Source organism: Streptomyces sp. NBC_01241, from assembly GCF_041435435.1.
Lineage (GTDB): Bacteria > Actinomycetota > Actinomycetes > Streptomycetales > Streptomycetaceae > Streptomyces.
Genome location: NZ_CP108494.1, coordinates 6,563,479 through 6,581,995 on the forward strand (window position 1 = coordinate 6,563,479; position 18,517 = coordinate 6,581,995).

22 protein-coding genes are annotated in these 18,517 nt (G+C 70.8%); 1 reads left to right on the forward strand and 21 read right to left on the reverse strand.

Annotated features, from left to right (window positions below):
• Positions 1-183: 183 nt before the first annotated feature.
• From OG306_RS29500 to OG306_RS29600, 21 genes are all read right to left on the reverse strand, one after another.
• Positions 184-405, reverse strand: a complete 222-nt coding sequence (locus OG306_RS29500) for a hypothetical protein (protein WP_016572176.1) — start codon at positions 403-405, stop codon at positions 184-186.
• Positions 406-564: 159 nt separating this feature from the next.
• Positions 565-1,821 (reverse strand): MFS transporter, encoded by a 1,257-nt coding sequence (locus OG306_RS29505; protein ID WP_371665748.1) that lies wholly within the window; start codon positions 1,819-1,821, stop codon positions 565-567.
• 49 nt (positions 1,822-1,870) lie between these two features.
• A complete protein-coding gene (locus OG306_RS29510; protein ID WP_371665749.1) occupies positions 1,871-2,611 on the reverse strand; it encodes a hypothetical protein in 741 nt (246 codons plus the stop codon).
• 325 nt (positions 2,612-2,936) lie between these two features.
• Positions 2,937-3,293: a hypothetical protein gene (locus tag OG306_RS29515; RefSeq protein WP_371665750.1), complete on the reverse strand. Its 357-nt coding sequence runs from the start codon at positions 3,291-3,293 to the stop codon at positions 2,937-2,939.
• Complete coding sequence (locus OG306_RS29520) at positions 3,290-3,691, reverse strand: hypothetical protein (RefSeq protein WP_371665751.1); 402 nt, start codon at positions 3,689-3,691, stop codon at positions 3,290-3,292. Before OG306_RS29520 ends, OG306_RS29515 begins: the two co-directional genes overlap by 4 nt.
• Positions 3,692-3,759: 68 nt before the next feature.
• Positions 3,760-4,932 carry a hypothetical protein gene (locus OG306_RS29525; protein ID WP_371665752.1) on the reverse strand — a complete coding sequence of 391 codons (1,173 nt, stop codon included), beginning with the start codon at positions 4,930-4,932 and terminating at the stop codon, positions 3,760-3,762.
• Between the two features lie 54 nt (positions 4,933-4,986).
• Positions 4,987-5,796: a DUF317 domain-containing protein gene (locus OG306_RS29530; protein ID WP_371665753.1), complete on the reverse strand. Its 810-nt coding sequence runs from the start codon at positions 5,794-5,796 to the stop codon at positions 4,987-4,989.
• A gap of 48 nt (positions 5,797-5,844) precedes the next feature.
• Entirely contained in the window at positions 5,845-6,579 is a 735-nt protein-coding gene (locus OG306_RS29535) for a glycosyltransferase family 2 protein (protein ID WP_371665754.1), read from the reverse strand.
• A gap of 79 nt (positions 6,580-6,658) precedes the next feature.
• The gene (locus OG306_RS29540; RefSeq protein ID WP_371665755.1) at positions 6,659-7,180 is read right to left on the reverse strand and encodes a hypothetical protein; all 522 of its coding nucleotides are present in this window, start codon (positions 7,178-7,180) and stop codon (positions 6,659-6,661) included.
• A 75-nt stretch (positions 7,181-7,255) separates the two neighbouring features.
• The gene (locus tag OG306_RS29545) at positions 7,256-7,456 is read right to left on the reverse strand and encodes a hypothetical protein (RefSeq protein ID WP_371665756.1); all 201 of its coding nucleotides are present in this window, start codon (positions 7,454-7,456) and stop codon (positions 7,256-7,258) included.
• A gap of 394 nt (positions 7,457-7,850) precedes the next feature.
• On the reverse strand, positions 7,851-8,150 hold the full coding sequence (locus OG306_RS29550; RefSeq protein ID WP_371665757.1) for a hypothetical protein: 300 nt from the start codon (positions 8,148-8,150) through the stop codon (positions 7,851-7,853).
• Positions 8,147-8,761: a hypothetical protein gene (locus tag OG306_RS29555; protein ID WP_371665758.1), complete on the reverse strand. Its 615-nt coding sequence runs from the start codon at positions 8,759-8,761 to the stop codon at positions 8,147-8,149. The genes OG306_RS29550 and OG306_RS29555 overlap by 4 nt, the downstream gene beginning before the upstream one ends.
• Before the next feature lie 28 nt (positions 8,762-8,789).
• Positions 8,790-9,242 (reverse strand): hypothetical protein, encoded by a 453-nt coding sequence (locus OG306_RS29560; protein WP_371665759.1) that lies wholly within the window; start codon positions 9,240-9,242, stop codon positions 8,790-8,792.
• A gap of 51 nt (positions 9,243-9,293) precedes the next feature.
• Complete coding sequence (locus OG306_RS29565) at positions 9,294-10,808, reverse strand: ATP-binding protein (RefSeq protein WP_371665760.1); 1,515 nt, start codon at positions 10,806-10,808, stop codon at positions 9,294-9,296.
• Positions 10,809-10,853: 45 nt separating this feature from the next.
• Positions 10,854-11,396, reverse strand: coding sequence for a hypothetical protein (locus OG306_RS29570; protein ID WP_371665761.1), 543 nt, complete (start codon positions 11,394-11,396; stop codon positions 10,854-10,856).
• Positions 11,397-11,419: 23 nt separating this feature from the next.
• The gene (locus OG306_RS29575) at positions 11,420-11,890 is read right to left on the reverse strand and encodes a DUF6238 family protein (protein ID WP_097242955.1); all 471 of its coding nucleotides are present in this window, start codon (positions 11,888-11,890) and stop codon (positions 11,420-11,422) included.
• Between the two features lie 59 nt (positions 11,891-11,949).
• A complete protein-coding gene (locus OG306_RS29580) occupies positions 11,950-13,422 on the reverse strand; it encodes an SCO6880 family protein (RefSeq protein ID WP_097922835.1) in 1,473 nt (490 codons plus the stop codon).
• An 87-nt stretch (positions 13,423-13,509) separates the two neighbouring features.
• Positions 13,510-14,883: an SCO6881 family protein gene (locus tag OG306_RS29585; RefSeq protein ID WP_371665762.1), complete on the reverse strand. Its 1,374-nt coding sequence runs from the start codon at positions 14,881-14,883 to the stop codon at positions 13,510-13,512.
• A 35-nt stretch (positions 14,884-14,918) separates the two neighbouring features.
• Positions 14,919-15,599 carry a SipW-dependent-type signal peptide-containing protein gene (locus tag OG306_RS29590; RefSeq protein ID WP_371665763.1) on the reverse strand — a complete coding sequence of 227 codons (681 nt, stop codon included), beginning with the start codon at positions 15,597-15,599 and terminating at the stop codon, positions 14,919-14,921.
• Positions 15,599-15,916 (reverse strand): DUF6112 family protein, encoded by a 318-nt coding sequence (locus OG306_RS29595; protein WP_054102483.1) that lies wholly within the window; start codon positions 15,914-15,916, stop codon positions 15,599-15,601. The genes OG306_RS29590 and OG306_RS29595 overlap by 1 nt, the downstream gene beginning before the upstream one ends.
• A 139-nt stretch (positions 15,917-16,055) precedes the next feature.
• Positions 16,056-17,180: a C40 family peptidase gene (locus OG306_RS29600; protein WP_371665764.1), complete on the reverse strand. Its 1,125-nt coding sequence runs from the start codon at positions 17,178-17,180 to the stop codon at positions 16,056-16,058.
• A gap of 515 nt (positions 17,181-17,695) precedes the next feature.
• Between OG306_RS29600 and OG306_RS29605 the strand changes: the two genes are divergently transcribed.
• Positions 17,696-18,451, forward strand: coding sequence for a DNA-methyltransferase (locus tag OG306_RS29605; protein ID WP_371665765.1), 756 nt, complete (start codon positions 17,696-17,698; stop codon positions 18,449-18,451).
• Positions 18,452-18,517: the final 66 nt, after the last annotated feature.

The following is an 18,517-nucleotide window of genomic DNA, read 5'->3' on the forward strand; positions in this document are numbered from 1 at the left end:
GTTCGCCGCCCTTGGTGCGCGCTGGACTGGTAGGCGTTCCGGGTGTGGTCAAAACGAGGATCCTTCAACAGGTGCGGGTACGGGCGGGGTTGGCGATGCGCTGGAGAGGCTGGCCGCTCTCGGAGCGCATCACGGACTGTGCCGACATCGGCGACCGGGCCAACCGGGGCGTACCGTCGGCGCTCACCGGCCGACCGAGGGCTCGGTCCAGGTGCACGGGATGGCCGGCGACGAGCAGCTCGCTGGCTGCCGAGCAGGCCCGTGCGTCCGCTCCGTACCGGGTTCCGTCGCTCGGCAGGCGCAGCCTGGCGTCTCTTCGAAGCCGGCCTGGAGCAGGATCCGCCGGGCGGCGGCGTTGTAGCCGGTGGTGGTGATCTCGCCGGTGATGGTGTGCCGGATCGTCATGAACGGCTCTGCTGGTGCTTCGGGCAAGGCGGATCTCCTATCGGTGGTGGCGGGAAAGCGGTGGGGTGTTGGGCGAAGGCGAGGCGGGCCCGGAGCCTCCAGCACATCAACGGTGCGTGGGGTCGGGTCTGGCCGGATCGCGTGGTAGTCCCGCGAGGGTCAGCGATGCGCGGCGTGGGCCGGGGCGCGGCGGTGCCGTCCACGGGGACGCGGTTTGCCCGGGGTGGCGAGGCGACGGCGGGCGCCGAGCAGTACTCCCAGGCAGGCGACGGCTCCGGCGGCCGGGAGCGCGGCGGCGGACGGGCCGGTGGACAGGACGCCCGCGAGGGCCGTGCCCGCGGCCTGCCCGGTGCCGACCGCGGCGATCAGCCAGGCGTACGCCTCGGTGTGGGTGCCGGCGGGGGCCAGCGCGTCCACGGTCAGGAACGCGCTGGTGATCAGCGCGGTGAGGAAGAGGCCCGGCAGCGCCGTGAACACGGTCGCGGCGAGCGGGCCGGGGTCCAAGGTGAGCGGCACCCAGGTTGCGGTGAACAGAAGTGCTGCGGTGGCGAGTTGACTGCTCAGACGGCCCGGCCAGCGGCATCGGCCGTACAGGATGCCGCCGACGAGGCTGCCGATGGACAGTGCTGCGGGGATCAGTCCGGACAGCAGCGCCATGCCGTGCCGGTCGGCCATCGCCACCGCCCACACGTTCATCGAACCCAAGGCGAAGCCGACACCGCCGACGGCGAGGAACAGCAGCCGCAGCCCGCCATGCTGCAAGGGCCCGAGGAATCCCCCGGCACGTGCGACGGCGGGACGCCACGCCCTGGACGGCGCGGCACTGAGCACCGTGGTTGCGCCGAGCAGTCCCAGCACCGCGGTGACCGTCATGGCCACGCCGGGACATTGCACGGCGGACAGCAGGGCGACCAGTGGCGGGCCGGCGACGTAGATCAGCCCTTGGGCTCCGGTGTCGAGCGCGAGGGCGGCACGCCGCCGCTCGGGATGCGGCAGCACGGCGCCCCACAGTGCGCGCAGGTTCGCCTCCAGCGGGGGCGTGCTCAGACCCGCGAGGACCACGAGGCCGGCCGCGAGCGCCGGCTGGAGGACGGCGTCGAAGTACGGCAGCAGCAGGAGACAGACCGTGGTGATCAGGACGGCGGCGGCCGTCACCGGGGTCTGTCCGCGACGGTCGACCATCCGTCCCAGGGCCGGCTGTCCGATGGCGCTGGCCAGCCCGTACAGCGCGCACAGCAGCCCGCCGGCCGCGAGGGATCCGCCCTGCTCGGCGATCAGGAGGAGGATTGCGACGGGGGCCATGCCGTTGGGCAGCCGCCCGACCAGGGTGCCCACCAGCAGCCGGGCGACGTGGCGCTCGGCGAGCAGCGGCCGGGAGGCGGAGCGGGCCGGCGGGCGGCTGGTACGGGAATTCAACGCGGGTGCTTTCCGTGATCGGTCTGGGCTGGGCGGCGGCAGTGGAAGGTCAGCGGGTCCGTCCGGGAGCAGCGACCGCTGTCGGAGGCTTGGGCGGCGTGGCGGTGGCGACGGCCGGGCGGGAGGGCTCCTCGGCCGGACCGACGGTGGTGGCCCGGACCACGTCGACCAGGTCTTCGCCGGACTCGAGCCACAGGGCCATCGCTTCGTCCATGCCGCCCGGCTCCCCGTTGTCTCGGGCGCCGACATCGGCCTGAACCCGGGCAAGGAGGATTTCGAAGCGGACGAGGACACCCGTCTCCGGTACGGCCAGGGGCTTGCCGTCGCCCCGGCGAGTTGCCTCGATCAGGTAGGGCGCGTGGGTGAGAAATCGGTCCAGCGCGGCGTCCAGGTCCACGGTGGGCACGGTCCCCGGCTCGGCATCTCGCACCCAGTGCAGGTCCTCCTGCACTTCGCGCAGCCGCGCCAGGAGCACCAGTTGCTCGAATTCCGGCAGGAGGCGTGAGCGCGCGTCGGCAGCGGCCCCGTGGGCGGTGGTGGCGATGATGGTGCGCGGCGCACCGGTCCCGACTACGTGGACGTGGTCAGGGGAGGGAAGCAGGGTGCCGACCAAGTAGCTGCCATCCCAGGGACGTTCGGTCAGGAGAAGTTCGGTGCCGCCGCCGTCGCGCCGGATCGCCGCACAGGAGGAGCGGTACTTCGACAGCGCGGACAGCACGGGGCTGGCCTCCCACACCCAGTCCAGCAGGTGCGCCGGGATGGATCCGTCCGGGTAGTGCTCGATCTCCACCTCCCACGGGCCGGGCAGGCCCTCGGCGACGACGTGCGCGACGTCGCCAAGATAGGGACGCTCACTGGTGATGACCTTGGCCTGGCAGTCGCGGGCCGTCTCGTGGAGCCGGGTGAGCGCCGCACGTGCTTGGACATGGTCGCCGAGGGGCAGCCGATGGGCCTCGTCCTGGTGCCGGGCGAACCCGGCCAGTTCCAGGGCGGTGGTGGCCCACCGGTGCCGCTCGCCGCTGGGGAGCGCGACGATGGTGTTGCCTGCGGCGAGGTGGAGGGTGATGGCGGCGGAGGAAGTCAGGACGGCGGGCTTTCGTGTCGGGGGCGTCGGATCAGCGGCGCTGCCGCCGCGAGGCGCCCGGGGGTGCGGACTGCACAGTCATGGCGGCCTTCGTGCGGCGCTGCGCCGACGGTGCGCTCGCCGAGGGCGGGGCGACGCGAAGGTCCTGGTCGAGGTCGACGTGGTAGCGGGCGGCGGTGAGCATCTCGGCCGCCCAGCTGGCGTGCTCGTTCTCCCAGGTACGGCCCAGGTCGAAGGGCAACCGGATCCACACGCCCCGCAGCGTGGGGTAGGTGTCGAATCCGGCGCGGGCCAGGACGCTCGCGGCGAAGGCGTCGACCGCACCTTCGACTTCGACTTCGACTTGGCCGCCCAGGCCGCGGATGATGCGGATCGGTTCGCCGTTCATCGGCCCAGCCCCTTCCCGGCCGTCTGGGCACGGCCGTTGACGGGGACGGAGGCGGGTTGCGGCGCAGCCCCGGGGATCGTGGTGGTCGGGGCGGTGAGCCGCTGCGGGGACCGGGTGGCTGCGGCCTGCGCGATGCGGTTGCGGCGCTCCATCAGCCCGTTGCGTACAGCGGGCTGCGGTGGGCTGGCGCTGCGGCCCGGCTCGAGGGAGTAGTCGGCCTGGACCTCGTAGCCGTGCCGACGAAGGTCGTGCACGGCCTGGCGGGTACGGCGGATACCGTCCTGCTCGGGGTGGGTGAGCCGGTACAGACCCGGGGTGTCGGGGACGGGCTCGAACTGTTCACGGACCAGGAACCAGTCGGCGAGGTGCGCGGGGATGTTCGCGGTCGCGGCGGCCACGAAGCCGTGGTCGGGATGGGCGCCGAAGCGGAAGTGGTCAGACAGGGGCGAATCCTTTCTGTGAGCGATCAGCGGTGCGCCGGCGCGGAGCGCGGGGCGGGCAGCGGCGCGGGGCGGGGGGTAAGGAGTCGCGGGGTGGGCGCGGACAGCGCGGCCGGCCCACCCGGTACGGCGGCGCGGGCCTGGCGCTCGAACGCTTCGCTGTCGGCGAGCCACGTCTCGATCGCGGGCAGGACGGCGAGGCCGAGTTGCCCGCGGACCTGACTCCATTCATGGGCCGGCAGCGTGCGGGGAATCGAGTACAACTCCTGACGCAGGTCGTTCCATTCGTCCCAGGCGTCCTGGCTGAAGGCGAGCGCCTCGCGCAGACGGGTCAGGGCCGCGGCGTCTTCGGGCCAGGGGGTGGCGGCTGGACGGCAGCGGGTGAGCAGGAGCGGCGCGTGTTCGAGCACGGCGCGGTAGGACAGCCAGGCGTGGTTGGCGAAGTCCCTTTCCATTCCCCCGATCAGGCGGGAGTCGCGGAGCGGGACGCCATCGCTGTACCGGCCGGATTCCTTGATCACCTGGAGGGTCTCGTGTTCTTCCCGGATGCGCTCCAGGGCACGCAGGACGTTGTTCAGGTCCTGGTGGTGCAGGGCGGGCAGGAACGTGTCCGCGACGGCGCGGGCGGCGAGACCGGGATCTGCGGGCAGCACGATGCTGTGCGGCGTGGTCGGGTCATCGTGCGGGTCCTCTTGCTCCCGGTCGGTGAGCGCGCCCAGGAGGTAGCCGCTGCGGTGGCCTGGACGCTCGATCAGCAGCAGCTCGGTGCCCGAGCCGTTCTTCAGGACGGACGCGAACGGGATGCGGTGGTCTTCGAGGGCCCGGTACATCTCGCCGGCCTCCCACAGCATGGGCCAGAGGTCTTCCTGCCACAGCGGGTGGGAGTAGATCTCCAGTTCGGCACTCCAGGTGCCGGGCAGTTGTGCGGCAATCTCGGTGCCGAAGTCGCCGAGGTAGGGCCGGGTGCTGGTGGTGATGGTGGCGCCATGTGCGTGGGCGTGATGCACCAGAGCGCTGGCGGTGCGTCGCGCGGCCTGCGGATCGGTCAGCGGGGCGATGGACGCACCGTTGGACAGGCGCGCGAATCCGGCTTCTTCCAGTGCCCGGTTGGCCTGCTGGTACTTCTCGCCGTGCGTGATGGCGACCAGGCCCAGGTGGCGGCTGGTGGTGAGGGTGATCTCGGCGGTGGCGTTGGGCATCAAGGTCCTGGTGGGTCGAGTCCGCAGGAGCGTGTTCGTCCAGAGGGACAGGGCTCAGCGGGTCTTCGGGGCGCGCTTGGGCTCGGTGCTGCGTGGCGGCCCGCCGTGGGGAGGCTGCGCCGTGGGACGCCGGGATGGCGATGAGAGGCGTTCGATGGTCACCAGCGGGGCGACGGCGGCGGGGAACGGGAAGGACGTGGAGCGCAGAGTGGGCCGGGGATCGAGCGTTTCGGCGGCGACCGCGTGCAGGAGCAAGGGCGGCGTCTTGTCCGTGAACGAGATGTCCCACAGGTGACCGAGGTCTTCTGGGGAGGCGGCCAGGTGCCAGGTGACGGATGTGTCTCCGTGGATGGGCGGCGCCGACGAGTCCACGGGGCGGCTGACCACGGCAGCGTGTCCGTCGTGCGAGATGAATCCGGAGAGTCCGAAGTCGTCGAAGTGGGTCCAGGAGTCGGCGTCGACGTAGAGCTCCAGCAGGCCGGGCTCGGCGCCGATGCCGTAGACGACGTGATCCGGATCGGTGGCCAGTTCGCCGGCCAGGGTGCCGAGGAGCCTGGCGACACATTCAATCGGCACGAAACCCCCGATATCCGCACGCCAGCGCTCAGCCGATTCTTCGTCGGTACGTGCCGTGATCACCATGTGAGGGCCTCGGCCCACGGCTGCTTGGTCGTGGCGGATCGTGATGCGCCGGCAGGGGCTGGTGACGGTCAACGACGACGCATCGGTGTGTGCGCTCCACGCGGTTTCCTCGGCAAAGATGTCGAGGAGCTGCTGGTGGTCGGTAGGGAGGCTGGCGGCCAGATAGCGGGGAGAGATGAGGATCTTCTCCCCGGGCCTGTCCTGGTCGGGGTCGTTGGGCATGGTTCTTCCGGTGGGATCGGGGAGCGGGTGGCGAAACGGGGGCCTCAACTACGCGAGGGAGGAGGCGGCATCGCGGCGAGGGTGCGCTGCGGCGTGCAGGCTGGCACCAAAACCGTGGGCGAAGACTCGCGCCCTTTCTTCCAGCTCGTCGTAGGAGTCCTGCGCCGTCATCTGCGCGGGGTGCTTGCGGTACCGGTAGACCGGAACGGGCAGCAGTATCCCCGGGGCGAGGCAGGTGACGGCGAGGGCGCAGTAGTCCTCGCCCTGCACGAGGCCGCCCATGGGTGCCGCGCGCACCAGGTCGGTTCGGGCCAGGAGGGTGGTCGGGCCGAGCGGGATGGTGTCGGCCGGGTCCTTCCAGTACCGCCATACGTCTCCGGCCTCATGCCGGCCGGGCGGTGTCGGACACCGCCACAGGGTCGTGGAACCGTCGTGCAGGTCCTCGCTGTATCCGGCACACCATCCCACCCCGGTCTCCTCCAAGGTGCGCAGCCGCAGCGCCATGGCCCAGTCGGTGAACTCGTCGTCGTCATCCGCCCAGTTCACGTACTTGGTCCGGACGTCGTTGAGAGCCAGGTTGCGGGCGCATGCGGCGCCGACCGGGCGGGGCAGGGCGAGGATGCGGACGCGCGGGTCGGCGGCGAGGGCGGCGGGCAGCCGGGTGGGGTCGGCCCCATCAAGGGCGACGACGGCCTCCCACGGGACGCTCTGGCGGCACAGACTGGCGTGCATGGCAGTGAGGAACGCCAGTCGTTCTGGGCGGAGTTGGGTCGCGATGACCACGGTGATCTTCGGGTGAGAGTGCGGGGACAGAGGGCTTCTCCGGACAGGCGTGGATCGGGACGGTGCGGTCTTCCGGGGGCTACCGGCGGGCGGACTTGCGGGACGCCGGGGCCGATGAGGGAGCGGTGGCGGACAGGCGCGGGGCGACGCGCGGCGGCACGACCGGAGCCTGGGAATCCGGGTTCCATGCGCCGGGGTCGGTGCGGATACGGCTGCGCGGGTCGGTGTCCCACCCGACGACGGGTCCGCGGTCGTACGCCAGCAGGCCGATCACTTCGATGCCGGTCTCGCGCAGGACGTAGGCCCACTCCAGGTCGCCGGTGTCGTCCTGGGTGATCAGTTCACGCTCGGCCGGGGTGCCGTCGGTGTTGTACACGTTGGTGAGCTGACGGCTGGGGAACTCATCGCCCCCGGTCAGCGAGCGGCGCAGCGCGTCGGGTGCGCCGTCGAGGAGATCCGTGCCCAGCTCCTCCCAGCCGATGTGGACCTCGTCGATCAGGTGCCGGGCCATCGCCTCCAGGTCACCGGCGAACCGGTATCGGAAGGCGGCCAGCAGCAACGGGAGTTTGCTGTCGGGGTAGCCGTCGAAGTGGACGTACATGCCGGCGTAGCCGGTGGAGGTGGGGCGGGCGATGACCGCACGGGTGGACAGATCGGTCTCCTGGGGTGGGGCTGGTCAGTGTGAGCGGGGGCGCGCCGTCGGGGCGGTCATCGGCTGGGCTGGGGTGCCGGGCGTACGGGCGGTGGCGCGAGGCGGCGTGGTGGCGGGGATCGGCCGGTCGGGCCGCCACAGGCAGGCGGTGTCGCGGAACCGCACGCGGGGGTCGGTGCCCCACGCGACGAGGGGGCCGCGTCCCGCGCCGGGCTCGCCGATCACCTCGATGCCGTGCGGGTGGAGGACATAACCCCAGTTCAGTCGCGATGCCGTCCGCTCGGTGTAGATCAGCGGCGGTTCGTTCGCGCGGGCCGGGTATCGCTTACCGGGTTCGTCGTGCCCGCCGACGAGGTGCTGGCGCAGGGCCTCGGGTGCTCCGTCGAGGAGTTCGGTGCCGAGGTAGGACCAGCCTTCTGGTGCGTCGTCGATGAGGTATGCGGCCAGGGCGTCGGTGTCGCCGGCGAACCGGTTCTGGTGTGCGGCGAGCAGCAGCGGCAGTTGATGACTGGGGTAGCCGTCCCAGTGGACGTACGTTCCGGCGTAGCCGGTAGTGCCGGTGGGGCGGGCGATGACAGAACGAGTGGACAGAGGATCTTCCTGTCGTGGGCGGGGTGGGTCAGCGGGAGGTGCGGCGCGTGGGCGCTGCCGGCGTGGCAGGTGCCGCCGCTACGGACGGCGCGGGTTGCGCGGGTGCTGATCGGTTCGGGCGCCGGTAGATGCTGGCCAGGTGGTCCTCGCTCAGGTAGGCGAGCTGATCACCGAGTGCGGACAGCTCCTCGGCGTGCTGGCGGTAGCGGGCGGCGAAGCCCGGTTCCTGGTTGCGCTCGCACCACTCGGCCGCGGTCTCCAAGAACAGGTGCAGCTCGCCGAGACCGCTGTGCCCGTCGCCGAGGACGGCCTGCGCGACGGTGTTCAACTCGGCGGCCGAGCGCGCACGGTAGACCTGCTGGGTCCAGTTACTGATGCTGTGACCGGCGTCCCCGGTGGGGAGCGATTCGCTGAACTCTCGCGCGTCGTAGGCGGCCCAACGGTGCAGGTCGTCGACGGTCGGCCGGCGACCTGCGGCGGAGCCTGCCGATGTGGGGGCTCGGGCTGCTCGGCGGCGTTGCGGCGTACCGCCTGGCGGGCCTGCTCATAGCGGGGCAGGACCCTGCGGGCGATGAGGGCTGCGGCGCGCGCGGGATCGTTGGGGACGACGATGCCGTTCGGCTCTTCGACCCCGTCGAAATGGTGCGGCTTGATGGCGGCGTCGTCGGGCTCGAGCGGGGCGACGACGAACTGGTGCGGATAGCGCGGCCGGTCGGCGAGATAGAGGTGCTGCTGATCCGGGCCGTGCAGTACAGCGTCGTGTCCGAGCACGAATCCGGTGGCGACGTAGCTGACGTGGCCGGTGTCCCAGATCTGGACGGCCACGGGGAACTGGTCGGGGTAGGTGAGGTGACGGTGGTATTCACTGGTCCAAGCGCCCGGCAGGCGGTCGGCCAGGCCGGCGGCGAAGATGTCCAGGTCGGTGCGTGCTGAGGGCATGGGCTCCTGACGGAGTGGTGAAGCGGGCCTATCTGCCGCGCGCCACGCGGGCAGGTGGCGTGATCGTGGGCGCCGAAGCGGGCACGGCGCTTGGGCGGTGCGCCCGGGAGGCGGCGTCCTCGGAGGCTGTCACCTGCCGGTAGGCATCGATGGTTTCCTTGAGCCGGTCGACTGCGTCGTCCCGACGTGCGGCGAGGATGTCGATCTGTGTGCCTCTGTTCTGCAGGACACCCAGGGAGTTGATCGACGTGTTCCCGGCAGCGGCGCGCGTAAGAACGGATGCCGCGTTCTGGGTGGTGGCGGTGAACTGCTCGTGTACGTGGTCCAGGTGGCGCGCGGCCGTGTGGACGAGATCGGCGATGACCAGCTCGGGGCCTTCGGTGTGCAGGCGACCAAGGAACCGAGGCGAGGCGCCGAGGGATTCGTGCACCATCTGGGAGCCGGGGCCGGCGGATGGTGGAAGGCTGGTTGGGTTGTCCATGAAGGTGGGGATCCGGGGATTGAGGGACGGCTGGCACGTCTCGACGGACGATCAATGCATTCGGGCATCCGTATCGGAAAGGGCCAATTCGTGCGGATGTAGCAGATGTTGAACGATGAAGGATCGTCCGGCGACCTTCCACAAGCCCCTGCCGCGGTTGAGATGCGAGATCGCGTCGGCTTCGACCGAGGTCAGCCCCAACAGCGCTGCGGCGGCGTGTAGTTGGTCGGTCTCCTGCCGGTAAATGATGCGGGTGGAGCAGTCGGCGAGCAGGCCCTCGGCCAAGGCACGTCCGCGGGATCCGGCGTCGCCGGCGGTGAGCAGGTCGGACAGCCGGTGGATCACCATCAAGTTGGCGATGCCCAGGCCGCGGCTCAGCTTCCACTGGGACTGCATCCTCGCGAGCAGGCCGGGGTGGCGCATCAACCGCCATGCCTCGTCGTAGACGATCCAGCGCCGGCCGCCGTTCGGGTCGGACAGCGCGGATTCCATCCACGCGGAGGCGCACGTCATGGCGAGGACGAGTGCGGTGTCGTCGCCGGAGCCGCCGAGACGGGACAGGTCGATCGTCAGCATGGGCGAGTTGGGGTCGAAGGCCACGGTGCTGGGGGCGTCGAACATTCCGGCGAGGTCGCCGTGGACGAGGCGGCGCATGGCGTGGGCGAGGTCGCGGGAGGCGTCGCCGAGGCGGCCGGACATGACGCCGCCGGCCGTGTCGAGTTCGTCGGGGTTGTTGAGGGTGGCGGCGATGTCGCCGAGCAGCGGGGTGCGTCCGCTCGCGGCGGCGCGGGTGACGACGGCGTCCAGGGCGACGTCGAGGCCGGTGTGCTCCATCGGCAGAAGGTCCCGCCCGAGCACGGTGCGGGCCAGGGAGCCGAGCAGCAGCAGACGCCTTTTGCGGATCTCGCCCGCCCAGTCGGCCTCGGAGACGCTGTTGGGCCGCGGCGCTGCGTCCAGCGGGTTCAGCTTGCCTGGCAGCCCCGGTCCGAGCGCGATGGAGGTGCCGCCCAGCGCCTGCGCCACGGGCGTCCACTCTCCCTTGGGATCACATGGGACGTAGACGCGGTAGCCGAAGGCGATGGAGCGCAGCGCGAAGCTCTTGGCGAGCGCGGACTTGCCCTGTCCGATGACCCCGGCCAACAGCACGTTGGGGTTGGTGAAGCCGTCGATCTTGCCGTACAGAGCAAACGGGTCGAAACAGAAGGAGGCTTCGGCGTGCACGTCACGGCCGATGTAGATGCCCTCGGCCCCCAGCCCGCCCTCGGCGAGGAAGGGGTACGCCCCGCTCGCGGTGGCCGTGGTCATGCGGTGGGCAGGCAACTTGATCTTGTTGTTGCGGGAGGACGCCGGGCCGGGGCGGCCTGCGGGCGGGAAGAGCGGCGACGGCATCTCCTGCTCCTCCGCCCCGGCTCCGGTGGTGTGGGCGGCTGCTTCGACGCGGGCCTTCGCGGCGGCTTCGGCGAGTTGCCGGCGGGCGGCTTTCCGGGCGGCGCGGTCGGTGCCATGCGGGGTGAACAGGGGGCTGGCGCTGGCGCGGCGGGCTCGGCGCGCGGGCCGGTGACTCATGGCAGGGCGGCTTTCACAGGGTGGCGGTCTGGAGCGGTGCGGGGGTCAGACGCGGGGGGAGGCGCTGAACAGGAGCGGCTTGCGGTAGCCCGTGCCGTCGCCCGACCAGTCCAGCTCGATGTAGCCGTCGGCGAGGTACTGGTACCGGCCGCTGGCCTTGGTCTTGAGGGTTCCGGTCTTGTAGCTCCCGTTGCCGTTGCCGCTGCTGTGTTCGAGCGCGTTCTCCAAGCCGGTGTAGTTGGCGTACTTCACGACCGGGTCCGTGCCGGCGGTGGACTTCTTGGTCTGCAAGTGGAAGCGCGCATTGTTGAAGGTGAGGCTGCTGTGCTGGTTGGCCGCGTAGGGGCCGTCCCAGTTGACCGTGGCGGTGGTGTAGATGTAGCCGCCGCTCCGCTTGGCGCAGAGCCGCACGTCGAAGTCCCAGTTGTCGGAGTCGGGGCCGGTGTACGACGGGTCGTCGACGGTGTAGCTGCTGGTCGTGCAGTGGTAGCTGGCGGCGGATGCAGGCGTGGCGGTGGCCAGCGCGGCCGTGCCGGCGAGGGTGGCGAGGAGGGCGGCGGTGGAGGTGGAGCGCTTGAGCTTGCGCATGCAGGGCCTTTCGGTGGAGCGGGTTACTGGGCGCAGGTGGTGGTGTGGCCGGGTGCCGGGGCGTTGAGGTCGGCCGGAGTGGTCTTGCGGCGGACGACGTGGCCGGCGGCGAGGTGGCGCTGGCAGATGGTCAGGACGGGCGGTCCCTCGGGGAGCCGCTCCGGGTGGCACTCGGTTTCCGTCGGGGCCGCGTCCGCCACGGGCAGGAGGTGGAAGGCGTCGTGCACGGCGGCGGTGGCCTGCCACAGCCGGGTGTGCGCGGTGGCCAGATGTCGGCCGGCGGCGGGATGCGGCGGCCGGGTGGTGTCGGCGAGCTGGTCGAGCAGCTGGTGCAGCGAGGTCAGATGGGCGTGCAGCACGTCGAGGTGCACGCGGTCCGCAGGTGAGGCGGGGCGTTCAGCGCGCGGGGCGCGGGCGCGTGTGTGGTGGCGGATGCCGGCGCTGGCGGCCCGCAGGTACGGGTACGCGTCGCCGACGGGGATGGCAGAGGTCAAAGGGGAAGAGTTCCTTCCTGCCGCGGTGGCAGGACGTCGGCGGGTGGCCGGGCGGGGGGCTACAGGGCCGTGCGGGCGAGCGGCAGGGCGCCGAGCGTGAAAGCATCGGGCTGCTGGAAGTTCAAGCGCCGCAGGTCGACCTGGGCGGTGACGGCAGCGGTCTCGATCTGCGCGCAGGCGGCGTCGAGCAGAGCGTCGGTCTCGGCGGAGACGGTGAGGAGCCCGGTCAGGGCCACATCGGCGTGTCCGGCGATCAGCTGGCGCTCGCGGGTCTTGACGTCCGCGTACTCCACGCTGTCGGCCTCGGAGTCGACCTGCCCGCGCCGCGACCTCTCGTTCGCGTCGGCGATGATGGCGGCCTTCTTGCGCTGGACGTCGCGCATCGCGGACTCGAGCCCTTGGGGCACGTATATAAGGGAGAGGGTGCGCCGGACTCCGGCGGTGAACATCAGGCCGTGCAGGAAGCCGGCGGATGTCTCGGTGCGGGGCCAGTCCTCGACCCAGTAGGTGGCGTGCCGGGCGGAGTCGGTGGCGAGCCGGTCGTACTCCTCGACCTGGACCACGGGCCCGGCGGCGGCCGGGTCGGCTTCTGCCCGTCCGGACTCCGACCACTGCTGCAGTGCGGACAGTGCCTTGGGGTCGTAGGCAGTGCGGATGACGGCGGCGATCTCGCGCGCCGAGAGCCAGCCGGTCACCATGAGTCCGGCGCTGCGCGCGGCCTGAGCGATGGAGCTGGTGGTCTGTTCAAGCACGGTGAAGGCGCCGGGTAGCCCGCCGCCGGCCTGGCTGATTAGTCGCTTGGCGGCCTTGAGGTCGAGGGAGATCGCCACGTATGCCTCGTGCGGGGCGGCGGCGGGCCCTGCGGAGGCGACCAGATCGCTGTAGACCTGCCCGGCGACCGGTGTCTCGGGGTGGCCCTGCTGGCTCCAGTGACGGGAGAGGGTGTCGCCGCTGTCGGGCACGGTGCGCTCCAGCACCTGCACGGTTGCGACGTGTCCGGTGCGGGCGATGCCAGCGAGCGCGCGTCCCCAGCTGCTCACGTTGTGGTTCTGGGTCGCGGGATCGAGAAGGGCGAAGGCCCTGCTGGAGACCCGGGCGACGGCGGTCAGGGTCTGCCGGTGCGGGTCATGCACGGCGGCGGCGCCATTGACGGAGTCGCCGGGGGTGACCACCCGCAGCGAGGCGGCGGTGCCGGGCAGATGCAGGACGCCGTCCTGGCGGGGCCGGGTGACGGGCCGGGCGAGCCACAGGGTCTGGCCGGTGCGGCGCCGCTGGGCGAAGCGCACGACGATCGGCGCCCAGTCGATCAGCGAGCGGCCGTGTCGACGGATGGCGACCAAGGCGGCGACCACGGCCCACAACGGTGTCAGGGCGATGGCGCCGAGCAGGCCGGTGGAGACCACGGTGGCCAGCAGAAGCGCCAACGCGCATGAGACCAGGACGAGTTGGGGCAGCGACAGGCCGAGCAGGATGCCGCGCTTCGACCGGTGGGGGAATTTGACGGTGAGCGGTGTGACGGTGAGATCAGACAAGGGCCGTTCCGGGGGTGCGCGGGCGGTGGCCGGGGCGGCACGCGGCGGCAAGTGCGCGGCGCGTGCCGCCCCGGAGTCGGGCAGGGGCTACAGGCCGGCGGGCGGGGGCGGCGGCGCGCCGGTCCCGCTGGAGGTACTGCCTGAGTCAGGTGCCGGTGGAGCGCCCTGGGGCGGGGGCGAGGACGCTCCGGCGCCGGGCTGCGACATGAAGCCACTGCCTCCGCCGGAGGGCGATCCGGAACCGCCGCCCCCTCCGGGGGCACCGCCTACCTGACCGCTGGTGTCGTCGCTGGGACTGGTCGGGGGCGGCTGGACGGCCTTCTCCAGGCCGTTCTTGAGCCCTTCGGCCCCGGAAGAACCCTGCGAACCCTGGCCTCCCTTGCCGCTGTCGCCCCCGGTGGGGTTGGCGGCGATGTCGCCCGGGAACCCGCCGCCTCCGGCGGCATCGGGGCCCTGCGGGGCGCCACCCGCTCCTGCTCCGGCTGCCGCGCCGCCCGTGCCGGCGGTGGCCGCAGCGGCGGCGGCCTTGCGGCCGGCCTTCTCGGCGTGCTGCCGGGCGAGCTGAGCGCCGGCGCCACCAGCGCGGTGAATCGATTCTCCGTCCGTGCCCTCGGCCGCCCAGTGCACGAATTTGAACGTGGCGTACGGGCAGAGCAGAACCAGAACCATGATCACGATGCCCGCCATGACGTCGGCGAGCGCTCCGAGGCCGTCCTTGGCCTCGGTCTTGCCCATGGCGGCGATGCCGAGCACGAAGATGATGGTCATCAGCAGCTTGCTGACCACGAGGGTGGCCGTGGCTTCGATCCAGCCCCGGCGCCACCGGCGGGCGACCTCCCAGCCGCCGCCCGCGCCGGCGAAGATCGCTAGCGTGACCATGACCAGAATCCCCACTTTTCTGACCATCATGACGCACCAGTAGAGGAAGGCTCCGCAGGCGGCGCCGAGTCCGGCGAACACCGCGACCAGCCAGCCCAGGCCGGACAGGGCCCCGATCTGGGACACCTTCACGATGCGGCGGACGGCAGTTTCGATGTTCAGGTGCGATGCGGCGAACAGGCCGTCGGACAAGGCATCGACGACTTCGATGGCGACCGTCGTCAGCGCGATGGCGCAAAAGGCGAACAAGACGCCCGACATGGTGCCGGTGAATGCCTGGGCAAGGGCCTGTCCGTCGCGTTTGACGGCGGCCCGGATGAGCTGCGCGCAGAACGTCCCAACCAGGATGACCAGGCCGATCGGCAGCAGCATCTCGTAGTTGTCGCGGAACCATCCGGCGTTCAAATCCACCTTGGTGGTGGCGTTGACAGCCTTGGCTGCCAGGTCGGCTGCCGCGGCGGCGAGTTCGCCGGCGCTCTTGGCCATCCAGTCGCCGATGGCTTTGCCGGGATCGCTCGCGAAATCGACGGCCTCACCGACAGTGCACAGCTTGTCCGCGAGAGGGAAGTCGCAGAAACCCAAGGGAAGTCGTCCTCCTTACTTATCGGCGGGGTGGGTCACTGCGTGACGCTGGGGGCGATGCCGGCCAGGCGGCAGTCGTGGCTGGGCCGGCACTGCACGGCGAGGGTCACGGCACGCTCCTCGGCTCCGCCGCCGCCCTTCTTCCACTCGATCTGCTGCCGCCCGTTGACCGTGACCACGTAGATGTACGCCTCGGTGATCGCGGAGGGGTCCTCGGCGAGCGCCTGCTTGAACGCGCCGGGGTAGTGGCCTTCGGTGACCGTGCCGGTGGCGTGCTGGTTCTGGTCGGCCATGCGTGACCACAGCAGCGGGTCGGGTACCTGGCCGGAGACGGACGCCCAGTCGGCGTACTTGGTCTCCTTGGTCATCCACGCGCCCATGCCTGCGAGCTGCTGGTCACGGTCGGTGTCGCGGGTGTCGTACGACCAGAGCATCGCCGCTGCCGCCTTGGCGAAGGCGACCGGTTCGCTGATCTGCGGTGGCTTGGGAACCGAACCCGACCCGGCCGCGGGCTTCGGGGCGGCCTCGGAGGGTGAGGAACTGCTCTCCTGGGACGGTGCGTTGGTGCTCTCGCTGTGCTCACCGCGGTCGGTGAACCACGCGGTGGTGGCGGCGATGATGAGCAGCGCGGTGATGACCAGGGCGACGATCGCGACGCGCTTGTTGGCCGACCAGGTCACGCCGTACCCGGACAGGGAGGGGAATCGTTTCTGCATTAGTGGACCTGCGACCCCAGGCCGGAGAAGAACGCCACGATCCCGTTGGCGGCGCCGAGGCCGAGCGCAGCGCCGGCCGCGACGACGGCGCCCTTCTTGCCGTTGGCCTCGGCCTGGTGACCGCCGGTGTGGTGGCCCCATGCCCACACGCCGAGTGAGACGGCAAGGGCGCCGACAACGGCGATGATCCCGAACATATTGATCGAGTTGACGACGTTCTTCAGGACGGCCAGGCCGGGCAGGCCGCCGCCCTTGGGTGAGATGCCTGGGTCGTACGCGAGGAAGACGACGGCGCGGTCTGCAAGAGGTATGGGCATGGGTGTGGCAGGGCTCCTTGCGTGCGCGGGCCGGGCAGAGGCCGGCGAAAGAGAGGTGAAGGGAGGGGGGAGTGGCGCGCGGGGCGCGAGAGGCGGGCCCGGCGGGGCCGCCCGGGTGGTGTCCGGGCGGCGTGCGTCGTCAGAGGACGCGGCGCGCGGCGAGGATGTCCCAGTCCTTGATCGGAGTGATCCGGACGGGCTTTGATGTGCGTGGTGCCTCGATGGCGAGGCCCTCGCCCATGTACATCCCGACATGCTCGGGCCGGGCGGCGGTGCCGCGGCTGAAGATCAGGTCTCCGGGCTTGAGGCTTTTCGCCGAGACGGCCTTGCCCTCGTTGACCTGGGTGTACGTGGTGCGGGTGAGCTTGACTTCGGCCTGCGCGTACGCCTGCTGCATCAGCGAACTGCAGTCGCAGCGCCCCATCGGGTCAGGGCCGTGGGAGTCGGTGCACGACCCGCCCCACTGGTAGAGCGTGCCGAGCTGGTGCATGGCCCACTCGATGGCCGCGCGTGCCTTGGGGTCGGCATCCTTGGGGATCTTGTATCCCTTCGGGACGCTGCCCTCGGGGATCCGTCCGAAGGACGTGCCGTCCTTGTCCGGTGTGCAGCTGCCGGCGCCGGACGCGGACTCCGTGTCCTTGTCCTTGGCGGGCTCGTCCTTGCCAGCGTTCGGGAACGTCTTGGCGATGGCCTTCTGCAGCGCGGTGGCGAGATCCTCCCACTGCGCGTACGCGTCCGGGTAGCCAGATGCCTGGACAGCCTGTGCGGCCTGGGTGACCTTCATCTGCTGCCAGCCGTCGACCTTGAGTAGGTGCTTGTAGAACTGCTCGGACGCGTACACCGGGTCACGGATCTGCTGCGCGGTGCCCCACCCCTGGCTGGGGCGCTGCTGGAAGAGGCCGAGGCTGTCCCGGTCTCCGGAGTTCAGGTTGCGCAGCCGCGACTCCTGCATCGCGGTGGCGATGGCGACGATCTGGCCCTTCTTGGGCACGTCGAGGCTCAGGCCGGTGGCCACGATGGTCTGTGCGTTGGGGATCTGCTCGGCCGGAAGGTCCAGGTCCTGGATGTGGATGTCCTTGCCGGAGGCGCCGTCGAGGATCTTGGTGACTTCCTTGGTCACCTCGGCGGTGTCGAGGCCGGTCAGGCATCCGCTGAACGAAGCGGTCGTCGCGGCTTCACTGGAGGACGCCATCATCATGGCGGTGCCGGCGAGCAGCAGGGGGGAAAGGACGACGACGCCGATGCCGGCGGCTATGCCCTTCAATCCGGCCTGCCTCCCGGCAGACGGTCATGGGCCGGCGGACGGGTAGTGGGCAGGGGAGGGTAGAGCGATGTCACAAGCGAGGTCCTTGGTGAAGTCCCGGCGGCGCGTGCGTCGTTGAGGAAAGGGCGCGACGGCCGGGGTGGTGGGTAGATCGGGGCCCGGGTGCGAGTTGCCGCTCGCACCGGCACGGGGCGTCGGGTCAGGTGTGCCAGGACATGGGAAATCTCCGTGAGGACAGGGACGGGGATGTGCCATCGACGGTGTTCGTCGGCAGTTCCAAAACAGTAAGGGCGGATCCCCGGTTGCCGAAATCGCCTCTGATCGAGGCTCTGTCTCGGGGATTTCGGCGTCGATAGCGCTCAACCGGGGATCGTGCCCTACAGTTTTGGCTCCTCCCCTCGCCTCCCCGCTGCGCGGACCGCGGAGCCTTCTTGCCCGCATTCGGACCAACGGGTCTCATCCAGGCGAGCCGGAGCGTCTATCCCACGCCACCCGAACCGAATTGGGGTATCTCTTTGCCTTTTTCCCTGCACCAGGGCGACGCACTCGGCGTCCTCGCCGAGCTGCCGGACAACTGCGTCGACTCCGTGATCACCGACCCGCCGTACAACAGCGGCGGGCGGACGGCGAAGGAGAGGACCTCCCGGTCCGCGAAGCAGAAGTACACCTCCGCCGATGCCGGGCATGAGCTGCCGGACTTCGCAGGCGAGAACATGGATCAGCGGTCGTACGGCTTCTGGTTGACCCAGATCATGACCGAGGCGCACCGGCTCACCAAGGTCGGCGGCACGGCGTTGCTGTTCACCGACTGGCGGCAGCTGCCCATCACCACGGATGCCATCCAGGCCGCCGGGTGGCTCTGGCGCGGCGTGCTCGCCTGGCACAAGCCACAGGCTAGGCCGCAGAAGGGACGCTTCACCCAGAACTGCGAATTCATCATCTGGGCCAGCAACGGGCCGATCGACGCAGCCCGCAACCCCGTCTACCTGCCCGGCCTCTACAGCGCCTCGCAGCCCAGCGGCAAGGCTCGGCAGCACATCACACAGAAGCCCGTCTCCGTCATGCGTGAGCTGGTGCAAATCGCTCCGCCGGGAGGCACGGTGCTCGACTTCACCTGCGGATCCGGCTCGACCGGAGTCGCGGCGCTGTTGGAGGGCCGCGATTTCATCGGTGTCGAGAAGAGCAAGACTTATGCCGAGATCGCTGCCGACCGGCTCACCGAGGCGCTGCAACAGAGCCTTACCCAGGATGACTTGACTCTCACGGTCTGAGGCATCTTCTGCTGGGACGGCGTGGCTCGGAGCGCGCTCTGTATGTGCCCGCTCGTGCCGCTCGAA